The organism is uncultured Paracoccus sp., from assembly GCF_945915435.1.
Classification (GTDB): domain Bacteria; phylum Pseudomonadota; class Alphaproteobacteria; order Rhodobacterales; family Rhodobacteraceae; genus Paracoccus.
In genome coordinates this window covers 66,677-82,588 of record NZ_CAMEFG010000001.1, presented here as the reverse complement: position 1 = coordinate 82,588, position 15,912 = coordinate 66,677, and the positions used below count along the sequence as shown (strand labels likewise).

The following is a 15,912-nucleotide window of genomic DNA, read 5'->3' as shown; positions in this document are numbered from 1 at the left end:
CCTCTGGCTGGTTTCCGTCAGCCCTTATTAGGCCCCGCTTTGCCGCCAGCGGCAAGGATGCGCGTGACCATCTCGGCGGTATTGCGCGAAAGCCCCGGCATGGCGGCGATCCGTTGCAGGGCGGCGCGGGCCTTGTCGCGGCGCCCTGCATCGTAGCGCGGCCAGGTCTCGAATGCCGAACACATCCGCGCCGCGGTCTGCGGGTTCACCGGGTCCAGCTTCATCAGCCACCCGGCATAAAAGTCGTAGCCCGAGCCGTCGCTTGCGTGAAAGCCCGCATGATTGGCCGCCAGCCCGCCCAGCAGGGCGCGGAAACGGTTGGGGTTCTTCCAGTCGAAATCGCTGCGCCCGGCCAGCGCAGCGGCGCGCGCCAGGGCATCGCCCGGCGCGGCATGCAGGGCCTGCACGGTGAACCATTTGTCCATCACCAGCCGGTTGCCCTGGAATTCGCGGCGGAACAGTTCGAGGCTGTCGCGGTCGCGTCCGGCAGCGACCAGCCGGGCCAGCGCGCCGAAACGCTCGGTCATGTTTTCGGCGGTGCCGAACAGGACCAGCGCGCGGTCGCCTTCGTCCAGGCGGCTCAGCAGCGCAAGTGCCGCCAGCCGCAGGCTGCGCCGTGCGCTGCCTGCCGCGTCGGGACGATAGGGACCGTCGGGTGCCATCCGGTCGTAAAGGCGCTGCAAGGCGTCCTCGTGCCGCGCGGCAAGATCGGTCGCGGCGGCCTCGCGCGCGGCATGGATGGCATCGGGGTCCGGGGTGCCGCCCTGTGCGGCGATGGCGGTCGCGATCTCATCCTCGCCGGGCAGGGACAGGCACAGCGCGGCAAAGGCGGGGTCGGTCGCGGCATCGGCCAGGACGCCGCCGATGGCCTCGGCATGGGCGGCGCTGGCCGGACCGCCGGTCGCGCGGCTGACCAGATCGGCCAGCGCCAGGTCGTGCCCGGCTTCCCACCGGGCGAAGGGGTCGGTGTCATGGGCCAGAAGCAGCGCCTGCTGATCCGCCGTGATCACCCGCCCCACCGTCACTGGCGCCGAGAACCCGCGCAGCAGCGACACCACGGGCCGCGCGCCAAGCCCGTCGAAGGTGAAGCTTTGCCGGGCCTCGGTCATTTCCAGAACGGTGGTAGGCAGCACTTCGTCCCCGTTCGGGCCGATCAGTCCAAGCGCGATGGGGATGGCGCGGGGGGCCTTGCCGGGCTGGCCGGGCGTGGGCGCGGTTTCCTGCGTGAAGGTCAGCGTCAGCGTGCCGTCCTGCCAGTCCTCGCTCATGGCCAGGTGCGGGGTGCCTGCATCGGTATACCAGCGTTTGAACTGGGTCAGGTCGCGGCCGGTGGCATCCTCGAAGACCTTCAGCCAGTCCTCGATCGTGCAGGCCTGCCCGTCGTGGCGCGTGAAATAGAGATCCAGCGCCTTGTCATAACCGCTGTCCCCGACCAGCCGCTTGAGCATCCCGATGACCTCGGCGCCCTTTTCGTAGACGGTCGCGGTATAGAAGTTGTTGATTTCCTGATAATGATCGGGGCGCGGCGGATGGGCCAGCGGGCCTTGGTCCTCGCGGAACTGGCGCGCGCGCAGGGTTTGCACGTCATGGATGCGCTTGACCGCGGGCGAGCGCATGTCGCTGGTGAACTGCTGGTCGCGAAAGACGGTCAGCCCTTCCTTCAGGCAAAGCTGGAACCAGTCGCGGCAGGTGATGCGGTTGCCGGTCCAGTTGTGGAAATATTCATGGGCGATCACCGCCTCGATCCGTTCATAATCCCCGTCCGTCGCGGTTTCGGGGCTGGCCAGGACCAGTTTCGAGTTGAAGATGTTCAGCCCCTTGTTTTCCATCGCGCCCATGTTGAAGTCATCGACGGCGACAAGGTTGAACACGTCCAGATCGTATTCGCGGCCATAGGTGTCCTCGTCCCATTTCATCGACTTCTTCAGCGATTCCATCGCGAAATCGGCGCGATCCTCATCCCCCGGCCGTACCCAGACATGCAGATCGGCCACATTCCCCGAGCGCGTGGTGAAACGGTCGTCCAGCGACACCAGGTTGCCCGCGACCAGCGCGAACAGATAGGACGGCTTGGGCCAGGGATCGTGCCAGACCGCCAGGCCCTTTTCCTGCCGGACGGGGTTGCCGTTCGACAGCAGCACCGGCTTGTCCGAGCGGATCGTGACATGGAAGGGCGCCATCACGTCGGGACGGTCGGGATACCATGTGATCTTGCGGAAACCCTGCGCCTCGCATTGGGTGCAGAACATGTCGCCGGATTGATAAAGCCCTTCCAGCGCGGTGTTGGCGGCGGGGTCGATCTGCACCTCGGCACCGAAGGTGAAGCCGCCTTCGGGCAGGGCGTCCGCGTCGATGACCAACTGTTCGCCCTGGATGCGGTGCGCGGTATCGGGAATGGGTGCGCCGTCGATGGTCAGCGCCTGGGTCCGCAGGTCTGCGCCATCCAGCACCAGCGGGCCTTGCGCGATGCGTTGCAGCCTGATCTGCGACCGGACGGTGGTGCCCCTGGGGGCAAGGTCGAATTCCAGCCGGGTTTCCTCGACCCTGAAAGGATAGGGTTTCCAGTCGGCAAGGCGTTGGGTGGTGGCCATGACGGTTCTCCGCAGGACAGGCCGCGCGGGGGAACCCGTGCGGGATGATGAGTGTTATCCGCTGGATGGCGCGGTCGCAAGCGGCAGTGTAGAAACGCAATGGCCCGATTCGCTCAAATCCTTGAAGCGCATCGGGGAATTGGCCCGCGAGATTTGGCCCAGCAAATGATAAGAAGCATAACGAGGATAACGACATGACCCACGACCCCAACGATCCCCACCGTCCGGTCGATCCCAGCGATCGCACGCCCCCGGCTGGCGAAACCCGCGTCGAGCCGGTCGAGACGCGCTCGTCGCCTCTGCCGCTGATCATCGGCATCCTGCTCGCGCTGGCCGTGGCCTATTTCGCGCTGCAATATTTCATGCGCGACGACAGCGTGACCGTCGAGGAAGCGCCCGCCGCGACCACCCCGGCGGAAGAGGCCGCCGATGACGCCGCCGCCTCTGCCGAGGATGCAGCCGACGACGCCGCAGCCGCGGCCGAGGATGCAGCCGATGCGGTGGGCGAAGCCGCGGACGACGCGGCGGATGCGGCAGGCGAGGCTGCCGATGACGCTGCCGCCGCTGCGGATGCGACTGCCGACGACGCCGCGGATGCGGCTGACGACGCCGCTGCCGCTGCCACGGATGCCGCCGATTCCGCAGCCGATGCCGCCGGCACGGCTGCCGATGCCGCGGCCGAGGTGGCCGACGACGCCGCCACCGCCACGGGCGAGGCCGTCGAGGACACCACCGATGCGGCAAGCGAGGCTGCAAGCGACGCGGCCTCTGCCGCTTCGGAAGCAGCCGCCGCAGCCGCTGACGCGGCAAGCGAGGCCGCAGCGGGCGCGATGGATGCCGTTGCCGAAGCCGCTGAAGGCGCCGCCTCTGCCGCGTCGGACGCCGCCGATGCGCTGAATGAGGCTGTGGACGCCGCCCGCACCCCCGAAGGTCAGCCCGTCACCACCGAGTGATTGCCGCCTGAACGGGTTTCGCCGCATCGGGTTGCCCCGGTGCGGCTTTTTCATGCCGCTTTTCGGGCCGCGCGAAGGCCGGGCGCATCCCCGTCCACAATCGCATACCGGACGGATTGCAACCCTGTGCGCCATCGCATACCAACGCGCCAGAAGAATTCCGTCGTCGAAAAGGTGCCGTCATGGAACGTATCGAGAAAGCCGGTCTCAGGGTCGATCAGGTTCTGGCCGACTTCATCAACCAGCGTGCGCTGCCCGGCACGGGCGTCGAACCGCGCCGCTTCTGGGAAGGCTTTTCCGCGCTGGTGCACGAGCTTGGCCCCCGCAATGGCGCGTTGCTGAAAAAGCGCGAGGAACTCCAGTCCCGGCTGGATGGCTGGCATGCCGCGAACCGGGGCAAACCCGTCGATCTGACGGCCTATCGCGAGTTTCTGACCGACATCGGCTATCTGGTCCCCGAAGGCGCGCCCTTCCAGGTCGAGACCGCCGATACCGACCCCGAATTCGCCAGCATCGCCGGGCCTCAGCTTGTCGTGCCGATCACCAACGCACGCTATGCGCTGAACGCGGCGAATGCGCGTTGGGGCAGCCTCTATGACGCGCTTTACGGCACCGATGCGCTTGGCGATGCGCCTGCGGGCAAGGGCTACGACGCCGAACGCGGCGCGCGGGTGATCGCGTGGGGCCGCGACTTTCTGGACGAGGCCGCGCCGCTGGCCGATGGAAGCTGGGCCGAAGCCCCTGCGCTTTCGGTCGAAAACGGCGCGCTGCGCCCCGCCCTGCGCGATCCGGCGCAATTCGCGGGCCATATCGGCGAGACCGCAGCGCCCTCGGACATCTTCCTGCGCAACAACGGGTTGCTGATTCGCATCCGCATCGACGCCTCGACCCCCGTGGGCCGGCAGGACAAGGCCGGGATTTCGGATATCGTGCTGGAATCGGCCCTTTCCGCGATCATGGATTGCGAGGATTCCGTCGCCTGCGTCGATGGCGAGGACAAGACCCTGGCCTATTCCAACTGGCTGGGCCTGATGGACGGCACCCTGTCCGAACAGGTCGAGAAGGGCGGCAAGACCTTCACCCGCCGCCTTGCGGGCGACGTTCAGGCGACCGGGCCAGATGGCCAGCCCGTCAGCTTCCGTGGCCGCGCGCTGATGCTGGTGCGCAACGTCGGTCACCTGATGACCAACCCCGCCATCCTGGACCGCGACGGCAACGAGGTCCACGAGGGCCTGATGGATGCCATGATCACCACGCTTTGCGCCATGCACGACCTGCAAAGGCAGGAAGGCCCGCGCAATTCGGCCACCGGCTCGGTCTATGTCGTCAAGCCCAAGATGCACGGTCCCGAAGAGGTCGCCTTCGCCGACGAGATCTTTACCCGCGTCGAGGAAGTTCTGGGCTTGCCGCAATACACCGTCAAGCTGGGCATCATGGACGAGGAACGCCGCACCAGCGCCAACCTTGCCGAGTGCATCCGGGCGGCGAAGCATCGCGTGGCCTTCATCAACACCGGCTTCCTTGACCGGACGGGGGACGAATACCACACCTCGATCGAGGCGGGGCCGATGCTGGCCAAGGGCGAGATGAAATCCCAGCCCTGGATCAGCGCCTACGAGGACCGCAACGTCGATATCGGCCTGGCCTGCGGGCTTGCGGGCCGCGCGCAGATCGGCAAGGGGATGTGGGCCGCGCCCGACCGCATGGCCGACATGCTGGCGCAGAAGATCGCCCATCCGCAGTCCGGGGCCAATACCGCATGGGTTCCCAGCCCCACCGCCGCGACGCTGCATGCGACCCATTACCACAAGGTCGACGTTCATGCCCGCCAGCGCGAACTTGCCGCCAACCCGCGCCCTTCGCGCCTGGACGACCTGCTGACGGTTCCGCTGGCCGCCGGGCGCAACTACAGCGACGACGAGATTCGGGCCGAGATCGAAAACAACTGCCAGGGCATCCTTGGCTATGTCGTGCGCTGGATCGACCAGGGCGTGGGCTGTTCCAAGGTGCCCGACATCCACGACGTGGGCCTGATGGAGGATCGGGCGACGCTGCGCATCTCCAGCCAGCAACTGGCGAACTGGCTGCTGCACGGCGTCGTGACCGAGGCGCAGGTGATGGACGGGCTGCGCAAGATGGCGCAGGTGGTGGACCGCCAGAACGCGGGCGACCCGCTCTATCGTCCGATGGCGCCGGGCTTTGACGGCGTGGCCTTCCAGGCGGCTTGCGATCTGGTCTTTCTGGGCCGCGAACAGCCGTCGGGCTATACCGAGCCGGTGCTGCACGCCCGCCGCCAGCAGGCCAAGGCGTTGCAGGCCGATGAGGCCGCGGCGCGGTAATGGCCCGGCTTGCCGCCCTGCCGCAATTCTGGCTGGCCGCCTTCGTGGTGGCCGGCATGCTGCTGGGAAGGCTTTGGCCGGTCGCGCTGCCCAAGGCGGTGCAGGTCGCGGGGCTTGGCGTCACGGCGGCGGGAATCGGGTTGATGATGTGGGCGGCCGCCACGATGACGCGGGCGCGCACCAGCTTCATGCCGGGGCTGGTGCCCAAGGCGCTGGTGACGGACGGCCCGTTCCGCTTTTCGCGCAACCCGATCTATCTGGGCGACCTGCTGGTCATGGGCGGCGTCCTGCTGGCCTTGCAACTGCCGGTCGGGCTGGTCCTTCTGCCCGTTTTCGCCCAAGCGCTGACCCGCTTCTTCATCCTGCCCGAAGAGCGCGTGATCGAAGCCGAGTTCGGCCAGGGCTTTCGCGACTACAAGGCGCGGGTCCGCCGGTGGCTATGACCTTCGCGCCGCTCAGGTCGCTCGCGCCCTTGTGATACCGCAACCGGCAATGCTAAAACCCCGAAGGTCTGCGACAAGAGGGGGGCACGATGAAAGTCGGCGCACTTAAGGAAGTTCAGGATGGTGAAAGCCGGGTTGCGATTACGCCATCCTCGGCGGCGCATCTGAAGAAGCTCGGATACGAGGTCATGGTCGAATCCGGCGCGGGGGCGCGTGCGGGCTTCACCGACGCGGCCTATGAGGGGGCAGGGGTGCAGGTCGCGCCCGATGCCGCCGCGCTGGTCGAGGGCGCCGATATCGTCGTCAAGGTCCGCCCGCCCAGCCAGGACGAGATTGGCGGGATGCGTTCGGGCCAGACGCTGATTTCCTATTTCCTGCCCGCGCAGAACCCCGAACTGCTCGAGGCCGCGCGCGACCAGGGCGTGACCGCCATTGCGATGGACATGGTGCCGCGCATCAGCCGGGCGCAAAAGATGGACGCGCTGTCCTCGATGGCCAATATCGCGGGTTATCGCGCGGTGATCGAGGCGGCGAACAACTTCGGGCGCTTCTTCACGGGCCAAGTGACGGCGGCGGGCAAGGTGCCGCCCGCCAAGGTGCTGGTCGTCGGCGCGGGCGTCGCGGGGCTTGCGGCCATCGGGGCCGCGACCAGCCTTGGCGCGCAGGTCTATGCCTTCGACGTCCGCCCCGAGGTGGCCGAGCAGATCGAATCGATGGGCGCGGAGTTCGTCTATCTGGACTTTGCGGGCGACCAGCAGGACGGCGCGGCGACGGGCGGCTATGCGGCGCCCTCGTCCCCCGAATTCCGCGAGGCGCAGTTGAAGAAGTTCCGCGAACTCGCGCCCGAGATGGATATCGTCATCACCACGGCGCTGATTCCGGGCCGCGACGCGCCGGTCCTGTGGACCCGCGACATGGTCGAGGCGATGAAGCGCGGCTCGGTCATCGTGGACCTTGCCGCCGAGCGTGGGGGCAACTGCGAACTGACCGTGCCCGACGAACGCTTCGTGACCGAAAACGGCGTGGTGATCATCGGCTATACCGATTTCCCGTCGCGCATGGGCGCACAGGCGTCCGAGCTTTACGGCAACAACGTCCGCCACATGCTGAGCGACCTGACGCCGGGCAAGGACGGCGTGCCGGTCCAGAACATGGAGGACGACGTCATCCGCGGCGCGACCGTCACCCATGCGGGCGACGTGACATGGCCGCCGCCGCCGCCCAAGGTCGCGGCCATCGCCGCCGCCAAGCCCAAGGAAAAACCGAAGGAACTGACCCCCGAGGAACGCCGGGCCAGGGAAATAGCCGAGTTCCGGGCGCAGACGAAATCGCAGGTCACCCTGCTGGGCGCGGGCGCCGTCGCCATGCTGCTGGTCGGGGCCTATGCGCCTGCCAGCTTCCTGTCGCATTTCATCGTTTTCGTGCTGGCGGTCTTTGTCGGTTTCCAGGTCATCTGGAACGTCAGCCATTCGCTGCACACGCCCTTGATGGCGATCACCAATGCGATTTCCTCGATCATCATCGTGGGGGCGCTGTTGCAGATCGGCTCGGGGTCGTGGCTGGTCGTGATCCTTGCGGCGCTTTCGGTCTTCATGGCCGGGATCAATATCTTCGGCGGTTTCCTGGTCACGCGCCGGATGCTTGCCATGTTCCAGAAATCGTAAGGAGGGCATGATGGAATACGGATTCACCACCGCCGCCTATGTGGTCGCGGCCGTGCTGTTCATCCTGTCGCTCGGCGGGCTTTCGGGACAGGAAAGCGCCAAGCGCGCGGTCTGGTATGGCATCGTGGCGATGGCGCTGGCGATCGTCGCCACGCTGATCGGGCCGGGCTATGGCAATTGGGGGCTGACGCTGGTCATGCTGGCGATCGGCGGCGCCATCGGCTGGGTCGTCGCGCAGCGCGTCCAGATGACCGAGATGCCGCAGCTTGTCGCCGCGATGCACAGCCTTGTCGGGCTTGCCGCCGTCATCATCGGCTTCAACGCCCAGTTCGAACTGTCGCGGGTGTTGCGCCTTCGGGCCGAGAACGCTGCCGAGACCTTCCACGGCTTCGCCGCCGTCCTCGCCTCGAAAACCCCGGCCGAGATCGCGGTGCTGAAGGTCGAGGTCTTTCTGGGCATCTTCATCGGCGCGGTGACCTTCACGGGGTCCGTGGTGGCCTTCGGCAAGCTGTCGGGCAAGATCGACGGCAAGCCTCGCAAGCTGCCCGGCGGCCATATGCTGAATGCCGGCGCGCTGGCGCTGTCGATCCTGCTGGGCGTGCTTTACTGTATGGGCACGGGTCCGGCGGTGCTGTGGCTGCTGCTGATCACGCTTTTCGCCTTCTTCATCGGCTATCACCTGATCATGGGCATCGGCGGCGCGGACATGCCGGTCGTGGTCTCGATGCTCAACAGCTATTCGGGCTGGGCCGCCGCCGCCATCGGCTTCACGCTTGGCAACGATCTTCTGATCGTGGTCGGCGCGCTGGTCGGTTCCTCGGGCGCGATCCTGTCCTATATCATGTGCAAGGCGATGAACCGCCATTTTGTCAGCGTGATCCTTGGCGGCTTCGGCGGCGAGACCGGCCCCGCGATGGAGATCGAGGGCGAGCAGATCGCCATCGACGCCGACGGCGTGGCCGCCGCGCTGAACGAGGCCGACGAGGTGATCATCGTTCCGGGTTACGGCATGGCCGTGGCACAGGCGCAGCAATCGGTCAGCGAACTGACCCGCAAGCTGCGCGCCAAGGGCAAGAACGTGCGCTTTGCGATCCACCCGGTCGCGGGCCGCCTGCCGGGCCACATGAACGTTCTGCTGGCCGAGGCGAAGGTGCCCTATGACATCGTGATGGAGATGGACGAGATCAACGAGGATTTCCCCAGCACGGATGTGGTGATCGTCATCGGCTCGAACGACATCGTGAACCCTGCGGCGCAGGAGGACCCCAACAGCCCCATCGCCGGGATGCCGGTGCTGGAGGTCTGGAAGGCGAAACAGGTCTTCGTTTCCAAGCGCGGCCAGGGCACGGGCTATTCCGGTATCGAGAACCCGCTGTTCTACAAGGAAAACACCCGCATGTTCTATGGCGATGCCAAGAAATCCGTGGATGCCCTGCTGCCCATGATCGACTGATCCGGGCGCGGGACAAGGGGAAAGGCGGGCTTCAGGCCCGCCTTTTGCGTTCGTCCGTTCCGGCCCTGTCAGGGCGTGATGATGATGGGGGTGCCGTCCTGGACCATGGCATAGACATCCTCCATTTCCTCGTCGGAAACGGCGATGCAGCCCACGGTCCAGTCCCAGCGTTGCTGGACCAGCGCGCGGCCCTCGGGACCCCGGCCATGAATGAAGATATCGCTGCCCGCGCTGCGGCCCATCGCCATCGCCCGCGCCGTATCGACCTCATTGGGATAGGACACGCCGAGGGACAGGTGATAGCGGCTGTTGGGGTTGCGCCGGTCGATATGATAAAGCCCTTCGGGCGTGCGGCCATCGCCCTCGAAATTCTTATGGCCAACGGGCGCGAAGCCAAGGCCGACATTGTAGACCTTCAGCGCGCGGTTGCCGTTGAGCAGATACATCTTCCTTTCGCCCTTGCGCACAAGAACCTGCGTCACGGGCGGTCCGTCGTATTTCTTGAATTTGCTGGGCGTGGTCGAGCAAGCCGTCAGTGCGCCAAGCGCCGCGCCTGCAAGCAATGTCCTGCGCGAAATCTTCATCTGCCTGTCCCTTTTTTCTTCACTTTGCCTTGAGCGCGCATTTCCCGCAATGGGATCGTGGATCACGATGCGCTGAACCCCCCGTGTGCCCGGTTTGCGTCAGCGTTGCGAAAAGGGTTCGATTGCGCTTCATTTTTCACGGGGCATGGGCATAACCTCGGCCCATGGACATGATCGAAGAACATCCGCACCGCTATGAACTGGTCAACGAGTTGCATGCCCGGCCTTCGTCGCGGATGCCGGTGCCGGGCACGACGGTTCACCTGGCCTTCAAGCACCCCAGGGACGCGGCAAACCGCGACCGGGCCGAGGACGCCCGCCACCTGGAGGAGTTGTGCCAGCGCCACGCCGCGCCGCGGCCCGATATCTCCGCCGGTCATTACGCCGCGCGGCTTGGGCGCTACAAGCTGCGGTGGGAAAGCCATACCGAATTCGTGACCTATACCGCCTCGACCCCGCGATTGCCGGAACGGCCCTTCGATCCCTCGGCTGCCGAGGTCTTTCCGGCCGAATGGCAGCGTGAATCGCTGGGCAAGCGGATCGTGGCGGTCATGGTCCATGTCGATTACCTGCCCGACGATCCCCAGGATATCCAGCCTTTCCTGCAAGACTGGTTCATTCCCGACAGCATGGCCGCCGTCTGGGTGCTGGAGGAGGTCGCTATCGTCGCCGGGGATTTCAGGATCGACCCGGCGGGCTGGATGCGTTTCGCGATCTTCGTCAAGCCCGGTGTCCCGCAGGACCGCGTGGGCCGCATCGTCCAGCGCCTGCTGGAGCTTGAGACCTATCGCGCCCTGTCCATGCTGGGCATGGGCCGCGCGCGCGACCTGACCGCGCAGTTGAACGTGCTGGACCCGCGCCTGAACCAGATCGTGCAAAGCATGATCAGATCCGATCTTCCCGCCGAACTGGCCTTGCAGGAATTGCTTGCCGTCTCGGCGCAGCTCGAATCGGCGGCGGCGGCGCATGCCTTTCGCTTCGGCGCGACCGGCGCCTATGAGGCGATCGTGCTGGACCGGGTCCGGGTGCTGCGCGAAAGCCGCTTTGCCGGGCGGCAGATGCTGACCGAGTTCATGGCCCGCCGCTACGCCCCCGCCATGCGCACCGTCAAATCCGCCGAAAAGCGGCTGGAGGACATGCTGCGCCGCACCGAACGCGCGGGCGAGTTGCTGCGCACCCGTGTCGACGTCGAACGCAGCGCGCAGAACCAGGCCATCATGCAGCGCATGGACCGCCGGGCCGACCTGCAACTGCGCCTGCAACACACGGTTGAAGGGCTGTCGGTCGTCGCCATCAGCTATTACGCGGTGGGGCTGGCGGGCTATGCGACAGCCCCGCTGGCGCAGCGGCTTGGCATCGACAAGACCTTGCTGATCGCGGTGCTGACGCCCGTGGTCGTGGGGCTGGTCTGGCTGTCGATCCGGCGCATCCGTGCGCGGCTGCATGCGGATGGCGATGGCGGGCATTGAAAAGGGGGCACTCGACTTCACCGCCCGGCCTTGGCACAAGGGGAAAACCCCAGCCAACCGGAGGATGCCGATGCCGAAAACGCTGAAGATGTATGGGCTTGACCATTGCTCGACCTGCCAGAAGGCGCGGGATGCGCTGAGCGGCGCGGGTTGGCGGATCGAGTTTCGCGACGTCAAGACGCAGCCCCTGACCACGGACGAATGGGCTGCGCTGTCGGGCGAATTCGGCGAAAAGCTGGTCAACCGCGCCAGCCTGACATGGCGCGCCATGTCAGAAGAGGAACGCGCGGGCACCCCCGTCCAGATGCTGTCGGCCAAGCCCTCGCTGATCAAGCGTCCTGCCATCGCGGCAGGGGACCAGCGCCTGCTGGGCTGGACGGCGAACGTCAAGCGCGCGCTTGGCGTGCCGGCCTGAGCCGTTTTTCGTTCGGAAATGCGTCAGGCGACATAGCGGTCGCGGCGGTGGTTGATCGCGATGACAAGATTGACCACCACCGCGCCCAGGAAAGACCAGCCGACGGTCGCCAGGTCCAACAGGGCCAGCGCCCACAGAAACAGGCAGGCATCGAAGATCAGTTGCGTCCAGCCCGCGCGGAACCCCGTGCGGTCTTGCAGGTAAAGCCCGACGATCCCCACCCCGCCAAGCGAGGCGCCATGCCGAAACAGCGCCAGCAAGGCCGAGCCGGTGACGAAGCCGAAGAAAACCGCCCCCACCCCCGGATGGATCTCGCCGAATTGCAGGTAGGGCGGCAGCATGGCGACCATCAGCGACATGGCGGCCACCGCGGCGAAGGTTTTGACGGTGAAACCGGGGCCGAAGCGTTTGTAGCCCAGCCAGTAGAACGGCAGGTTCACCACGAAAAAGACCGGCGCGAACCCCCAGCCGGTGCTGTAGGAAATCAGCACCGCCAGCCCCGCCGTCTGCCCGGTGACAAAGCCCAGATGCGTCAGCAGCAGCACCCCGACGGCGCCCATGAAGCTGCCGAAGGCCAACCCCTGCGCATCGTCCAGCAGGCTGTGGGTCTTGTCTTGAACCTTGTCATTCATGCCCGCTTCTTGCCCCCTTGCGGGGATGCGCGCAAGGGGCCGCGTCACTCGGGCGGGGCGGTTTCGGCGGGGGGCGCCATGCGGTCGGTGATGGTGGAAACCCAGGAATTTTCAGGCCTTTGTCTCAGGATGCCACCTTCGGTCAGCAGATCGACCGTGCGCTGGTAGGCCTGTGGGTCAAGCGCGCCGGCCGGCTCCAGCAGGGGGGTCACCGCCTCGACCATGCGCCGGTGCTGTTCCGGCGTCAGGGCGCGGCCCTGCGCGGTCCGCGACAGGATCCGCGCGGCCTCTTCTGGGTCTTGCGCCGCATGTTCCCACCCCCGCATCGAGGCGCGCAGGAAGCGTGTCAGCGCCTCGGCCCCTTGCGGATCCGCAAGGGTCTGCTCCAATGTATAGACCCCGTCTTCCAGCATGTCCGACAGGGGAAGGACGACGAGGTCCTCGGCAGGAAAGCCGGTGTCGAGGATGCGGGGATATTCGTGATAACGCATCGCGCTGATGCAATCGGCCTGACCTTGCAACAGGGGCGCGATGCCCTGGTCCTGCGCCAGCAGCGTGACCTGGCCTTCCAGCCCCATCCGGGCCAGCCAGCCCGTCAGCGGATATTCATGGCCTTGGAACCATGTCCCCACAACCTTTCCCGCAAGATCCGCCGGGCTGGCTATGCCGCTGTCGGTGCGGCAGACCAGCACCTGTCCCGACCCGCCAAGGGGCTGCGCGACATTGACGACGGGCAGGCCCCTTTCGCGCGCGACCAGCGCGGCGGGCATCCGCTCGATGGCGACGTCGGCGCGCCCCCGCGCCAACGACTGCAAGGGCGGGATGCCGGGACCGCCGGGCAGCAGCGTGACCTCCAGCCCTTCGTCGCGGTAGAAGTCCATTTCCTGTGCGACGTGATAGCCTGCGAATTCAGCCTGTGCGACCCAGTTGAGTTGCACCGTCAGGGGCAGGGACTCTTGCGCCCGCGCTGCGCCGGCAAGCAGCGTCAGGGCGGTGGCGAGTGCGGGGATGATCTTCATCGTAATCTCCGAATCGGGCGCTTGACTGGGGGTGGGCCGGTGCTAGCGTGAAGCCCACGGGTTGGTCGATGCCACGCCGCAAGATGTGATGGCGGGCGGGCAAGGACAAGCCGAATGCGCGAACAGGCAGGGGGACGGCGATGACCGGCGAAATGGCGGCGAATTATCGGGTGGACGGCAGTCGGCTTTGGGACAGCCTGATGCAGATGGCCCGGATCGGTCCGGGCGTGGCGGGCGGCAACAACCGGCAGGCCCTGACCGACGCCGATGCCGAAGGCCGCCGGCTGTTCCAGGCATGGTGCGAAGAGGCGGGGATGACCACCGCAATCGACCAGATGGGCACCATGTTCATGCGCCACGAAGGGCAGGACCCCTCGCTGGACCCGGTCTATATCGGCAGCCATCTGGACACCCAGCCGACCGGCGGCAGGTTCGACGGGGTTCTGGGCGTCCTTGCCGGGCTGGAGGTCGTGCGCACGATCCGCGACCTTGGCCTGCGGGTGCGCCGCCCCATCGTCGTCGCCAACTGGACCAATGAGGAAGGCGCGCGCTTCACGCCCGCCATGATGGCCTCGGGCGTCTTTGTGGGGGCGATCGAACAGGAAGATGCGCTGTCGCAGACCGATGCGCAGGGGCTGCGTTTCGGCGACGAGCTTGAGCGGATCGGCTGGAAGGGCGACGAAAGGCCCGGCGACCGCAGGATCCACGCCATGTTTGAATATCACATCGAACAAGGCCCCATCCTCGAGGCCGAGGGCAAGGACATCGGCGCCGTCACCCACGGGCAGGGGCTGCGCTGGATCGAATGCACGGTGACGGGACGGGGCCAGCATACCGGCTCGACCCCCATGCCGATGCGGCGCAATGCGGGGCGCGGGCTGGCCCAACTGACCGAACTTGCCCATGAGGTCGCCATGAAGCACCAGCCCGCCGCCGTCGGTGCCGTCGGTCATGTCGAGGTCTTTCCAAACAGTCCCAACATCATCATCGAAAAGGCTGTTTTCACGATAGATTTTCGCAGCCACCTGTTGCCCGTCCTGCAAGAGATGACGCAGGAATTCCTGGACCGCGCCCCTGCCATATGCGAGGCTTTGGGTTGCGAATTCAGCCACCGGATCGTCAACCGCTTCGATCCGCCCGCCTTCGACGAGGGCTTGCTGGAACGGGTGCGCGCGGTCTGCGGCCGGCTTGGCTATAGCCATATGGATATCGTTTCGGGCGCGGGGCATGACGCCTGCTGGATCAACCGCGTCGCGCCGACCGTGATGATCATGTGCCCCTGCGTGGACGGGCTGTCGCATAACGAGGCGGAAGAGATCACCCCCGAATGGGCGCGAAAGGGCGCGGACGTGCTGCTGCACGCCGTGCTGGAAACCGCCGGGGTGGTGCGGGGCTGAAAACCCCGCGGCCTGATCCGGCGGTTCAATATCCGCGCGATGGGTCCACCATATGCAGCAGCGGGCGGCCCGCCATCGCCCGGCGCAGGTTTTCCGCGACGACCGGCGCGGCGGTTTCGGGCCGCGTCGCGGCGGCGATATGGGGGGTGACGGTCACGCCCGGATGCTGCCAGAAGGGGTGATCCTGCGGCAGGGGTTCGTGCCGGAAGACATCCAGAACCGCATGGCCGGGGCGGCCAAGATCCAGCGCGCGCAGCAGGTCGGATTCCGGCAGCAGGGTGCCGCGCCCGGCATTGATCAGCCAGCTTCCCCGCGGCATCAGCGCCAGCTTGCGCAGGTCCAGCAGGTCGCGGGTCTGCGCCGTGTCGGGCAGCAGGCAGACAAGGATCTCGGCCCGCGCCAGCGCAAGGTCGAGCTGGTCGCCCGCGAGAACCTCGATCCCCTGGACCGGTCGGCCCGAGGCGGACCAGCCGGTCACCTGAAACCCAAGCCCGGCAAGGGCCTGCGCGGTGGCGCGCCCCATCTCGCCCATTCCCAGGACGGTGACGCGGCGGCCCGAGGCGACGGGCGGAACCTCGCCGCCGCGCCATTTGCCGTCCTGCGCAAAGCGGTCCATGCCCAGATGTGCGCGCAAGGCCCAGCCGGTGCAGAACTCGGCCATGCCCTGCGCCAGCCCCGGATCGACCATGCGGCAAAGCGGCTGGGTCAGGGTCGGGTTGGTCACGATCCGCTCGACCCCGGCCCACAGGCTTTGCACGACGCGGGAGCGGGTGAAGGGGGTGAAGTCCAGCGTCCCGCCATCCTCGGGGTAGCCCGGCGCATAGATCAGCGCGTCGAAGCCGGCGGGATCGCCCTCGCGGCAAAGCTCCATCTCGGGGCAGGCGCGCGTCAGCGGGCCTTGCCACCTGTCCCAGCCATCGGCGGGCGCGGCGAACAGCACCTTCATCGGAAAA

The 15,912-nt window shown here is 66.7% G+C and carries 13 protein-coding genes; 8 read left to right on the top strand and 5 right to left on the bottom strand.

What is annotated here, in order from left to right; all coding sequences use genetic code 11:
- Positions 1-17: 17 nt before the first annotated feature.
- Positions 18-2,591 carry an aminopeptidase N gene (gene pepN / locus Q0O97_RS00430; protein ID WP_294923185.1) on the bottom strand — a complete coding sequence of 858 codons (2,574 nt, stop codon included), beginning with the start codon at positions 2,589-2,591 and terminating at the stop codon, positions 18-20.
- Positions 2,592-2,785: 194 nt separating this feature from the next.
- On the opposite strand from pepN, the gene Q0O97_RS00425 reads away from it, so the two are divergent.
- The 5 genes from Q0O97_RS00425 to Q0O97_RS00405 all read left to right on the top strand — a co-directional run bounded on the left by Q0O97_RS00425 (position 2,786) and on the right by Q0O97_RS00405 (position 9,443).
- On the top strand, positions 2,786-3,544 hold the full coding sequence (locus Q0O97_RS00425) for a hypothetical protein (RefSeq protein WP_294923182.1): 759 nt from the start codon (positions 2,786-2,788) through the stop codon (positions 3,542-3,544).
- A gap of 182 nt (positions 3,545-3,726) precedes the next feature.
- On the top strand, positions 3,727-5,883 hold the full coding sequence (locus Q0O97_RS00420; protein ID WP_294923178.1) for a malate synthase G: 2,157 nt from the start codon (positions 3,727-3,729) through the stop codon (positions 5,881-5,883).
- Positions 5,883-6,326 (top strand): isoprenylcysteine carboxylmethyltransferase family protein, encoded by a 444-nt coding sequence (locus Q0O97_RS00415; RefSeq protein WP_294923175.1) that lies wholly within the window; start codon positions 5,883-5,885, stop codon positions 6,324-6,326. Before Q0O97_RS00420 ends, Q0O97_RS00415 begins: the two co-directional genes overlap by 1 nt.
- An 89-nt stretch (positions 6,327-6,415) precedes the next feature.
- Positions 6,416-7,990: a Re/Si-specific NAD(P)(+) transhydrogenase subunit alpha gene (locus tag Q0O97_RS00410; RefSeq protein WP_294923172.1), complete on the top strand. Its 1,575-nt coding sequence runs from the start codon at positions 6,416-6,418 to the stop codon at positions 7,988-7,990.
- A 10-nt stretch (positions 7,991-8,000) separates the two neighbouring features.
- Positions 8,001-9,443 carry an NAD(P)(+) transhydrogenase (Re/Si-specific) subunit beta gene (locus tag Q0O97_RS00405; protein WP_294923169.1) on the top strand — a complete coding sequence of 481 codons (1,443 nt, stop codon included), beginning with the start codon at positions 8,001-8,003 and terminating at the stop codon, positions 9,441-9,443.
- A 68-nt stretch (positions 9,444-9,511) separates the two neighbouring features.
- Here the strand turns inward: Q0O97_RS00405 and Q0O97_RS00400 are convergent, their stop codons facing one another.
- Complete coding sequence (locus Q0O97_RS00400; protein WP_294923166.1) at positions 9,512-10,027, bottom strand: L,D-transpeptidase family protein; 516 nt, start codon at positions 10,025-10,027, stop codon at positions 9,512-9,514.
- A 164-nt stretch (positions 10,028-10,191) separates the two neighbouring features.
- Between Q0O97_RS00400 and Q0O97_RS00395 the strand changes: the two genes are divergently transcribed.
- Positions 10,192-11,496: a DUF3422 domain-containing protein gene (locus Q0O97_RS00395; protein ID WP_294923163.1), complete on the top strand. Its 1,305-nt coding sequence runs from the start codon at positions 10,192-10,194 to the stop codon at positions 11,494-11,496.
- A gap of 70 nt (positions 11,497-11,566) precedes the next feature.
- Positions 11,567-11,911, top strand: a complete 345-nt coding sequence (locus tag Q0O97_RS00390) for an ArsC/Spx/MgsR family protein (protein WP_294923160.1) — start codon at positions 11,567-11,569, stop codon at positions 11,909-11,911.
- A 23-nt stretch (positions 11,912-11,934) separates the two neighbouring features.
- Here Q0O97_RS00390 and Q0O97_RS00385 read toward each other — a convergent pair whose 3' ends face one another.
- The gene (locus tag Q0O97_RS00385; protein ID WP_294923157.1) at positions 11,935-12,543 is read right to left on the bottom strand and encodes a YitT family protein; all 609 of its coding nucleotides are present in this window, start codon (positions 12,541-12,543) and stop codon (positions 11,935-11,937) included.
- Positions 12,544-12,587: 44 nt separating this feature from the next.
- Positions 12,588-13,562 (bottom strand): ABC transporter substrate-binding protein, encoded by a 975-nt coding sequence (locus Q0O97_RS00380; RefSeq protein WP_294923155.1) that lies wholly within the window; start codon positions 13,560-13,562, stop codon positions 12,588-12,590.
- Positions 13,563-13,714: 152 nt separating this feature from the next.
- On the opposite strand from Q0O97_RS00380, the gene Q0O97_RS00375 reads away from it, so the two are divergent.
- Positions 13,715-14,959 (top strand): Zn-dependent hydrolase, encoded by a 1,245-nt coding sequence (locus Q0O97_RS00375; protein ID WP_294923436.1) that lies wholly within the window; start codon positions 13,715-13,717, stop codon positions 14,957-14,959.
- 25 nt (positions 14,960-14,984) lie between these two features.
- Here Q0O97_RS00375 and Q0O97_RS00370 read toward each other — a convergent pair whose 3' ends face one another.
- Complete coding sequence (locus tag Q0O97_RS00370) at positions 14,985-15,905, bottom strand: glyoxylate/hydroxypyruvate reductase A (protein ID WP_294923152.1); 921 nt, start codon at positions 15,903-15,905, stop codon at positions 14,985-14,987.
- Positions 15,906-15,912 lie beyond the last annotated feature (7 nt).

Excerpts from the sequence above, each read along its gene's own strand:
- Q0O97_RS00395 (WP_294923163.1), top strand. The coding sequence starts at position 10,192 with ATGGACATGATCGAAGAACATCCGCACCGCTATGAACTGGTCAACGAG.
- Q0O97_RS00375 (WP_294923436.1), top strand. The coding sequence starts at position 13,715 with ATGGCGGCGAATTATCGGGTGGACGGCAGTCGGCTTTGGGACAGCCTG.
- Q0O97_RS00380 (WP_294923155.1), bottom strand. The coding sequence starts at position 13,562 with ATGAAGATCATCCCCGCACTCGCCACCGCCCTGACGCTGCTTGCCGGC.
- Q0O97_RS00425 (WP_294923182.1), top strand. The coding sequence starts at position 2,786 with ATGACCCACGACCCCAACGATCCCCACCGTCCGGTCGATCCCAGCGAT.
- Q0O97_RS00370 (WP_294923152.1), bottom strand. The coding sequence starts at position 15,905 with ATGAAGGTGCTGTTCGCCGCGCCCGCCGATGGCTGGGACAGGTGGCAA.
- Q0O97_RS00415 (WP_294923175.1), top strand. The coding sequence starts at position 5,883 with ATGGCCCGGCTTGCCGCCCTGCCGCAATTCTGGCTGGCCGCCTTCGTG.
- Q0O97_RS00385 (WP_294923157.1), bottom strand. The coding sequence starts at position 12,543 with ATGAATGACAAGGTTCAAGACAAGACCCACAGCCTGCTGGACGATGCG.
- Q0O97_RS00410 (WP_294923172.1), top strand. The coding sequence starts at position 6,416 with ATGAAAGTCGGCGCACTTAAGGAAGTTCAGGATGGTGAAAGCCGGGTT.
- Q0O97_RS00390 (WP_294923160.1), top strand. The coding sequence starts at position 11,567 with ATGCCGAAAACGCTGAAGATGTATGGGCTTGACCATTGCTCGACCTGC.
- pepN (WP_294923185.1), bottom strand. The coding sequence starts at position 2,591 with ATGGCCACCACCCAACGCCTTGCCGACTGGAAACCCTATCCTTTCAGG.
- Q0O97_RS00420 (WP_294923178.1), top strand. The coding sequence starts at position 3,727 with ATGGAACGTATCGAGAAAGCCGGTCTCAGGGTCGATCAGGTTCTGGCC.
- Q0O97_RS00400 (WP_294923166.1), bottom strand. The coding sequence starts at position 10,027 with ATGAAGATTTCGCGCAGGACATTGCTTGCAGGCGCGGCGCTTGGCGCA.
- Q0O97_RS00405 (WP_294923169.1), top strand. The coding sequence starts at position 8,001 with ATGGAATACGGATTCACCACCGCCGCCTATGTGGTCGCGGCCGTGCTG.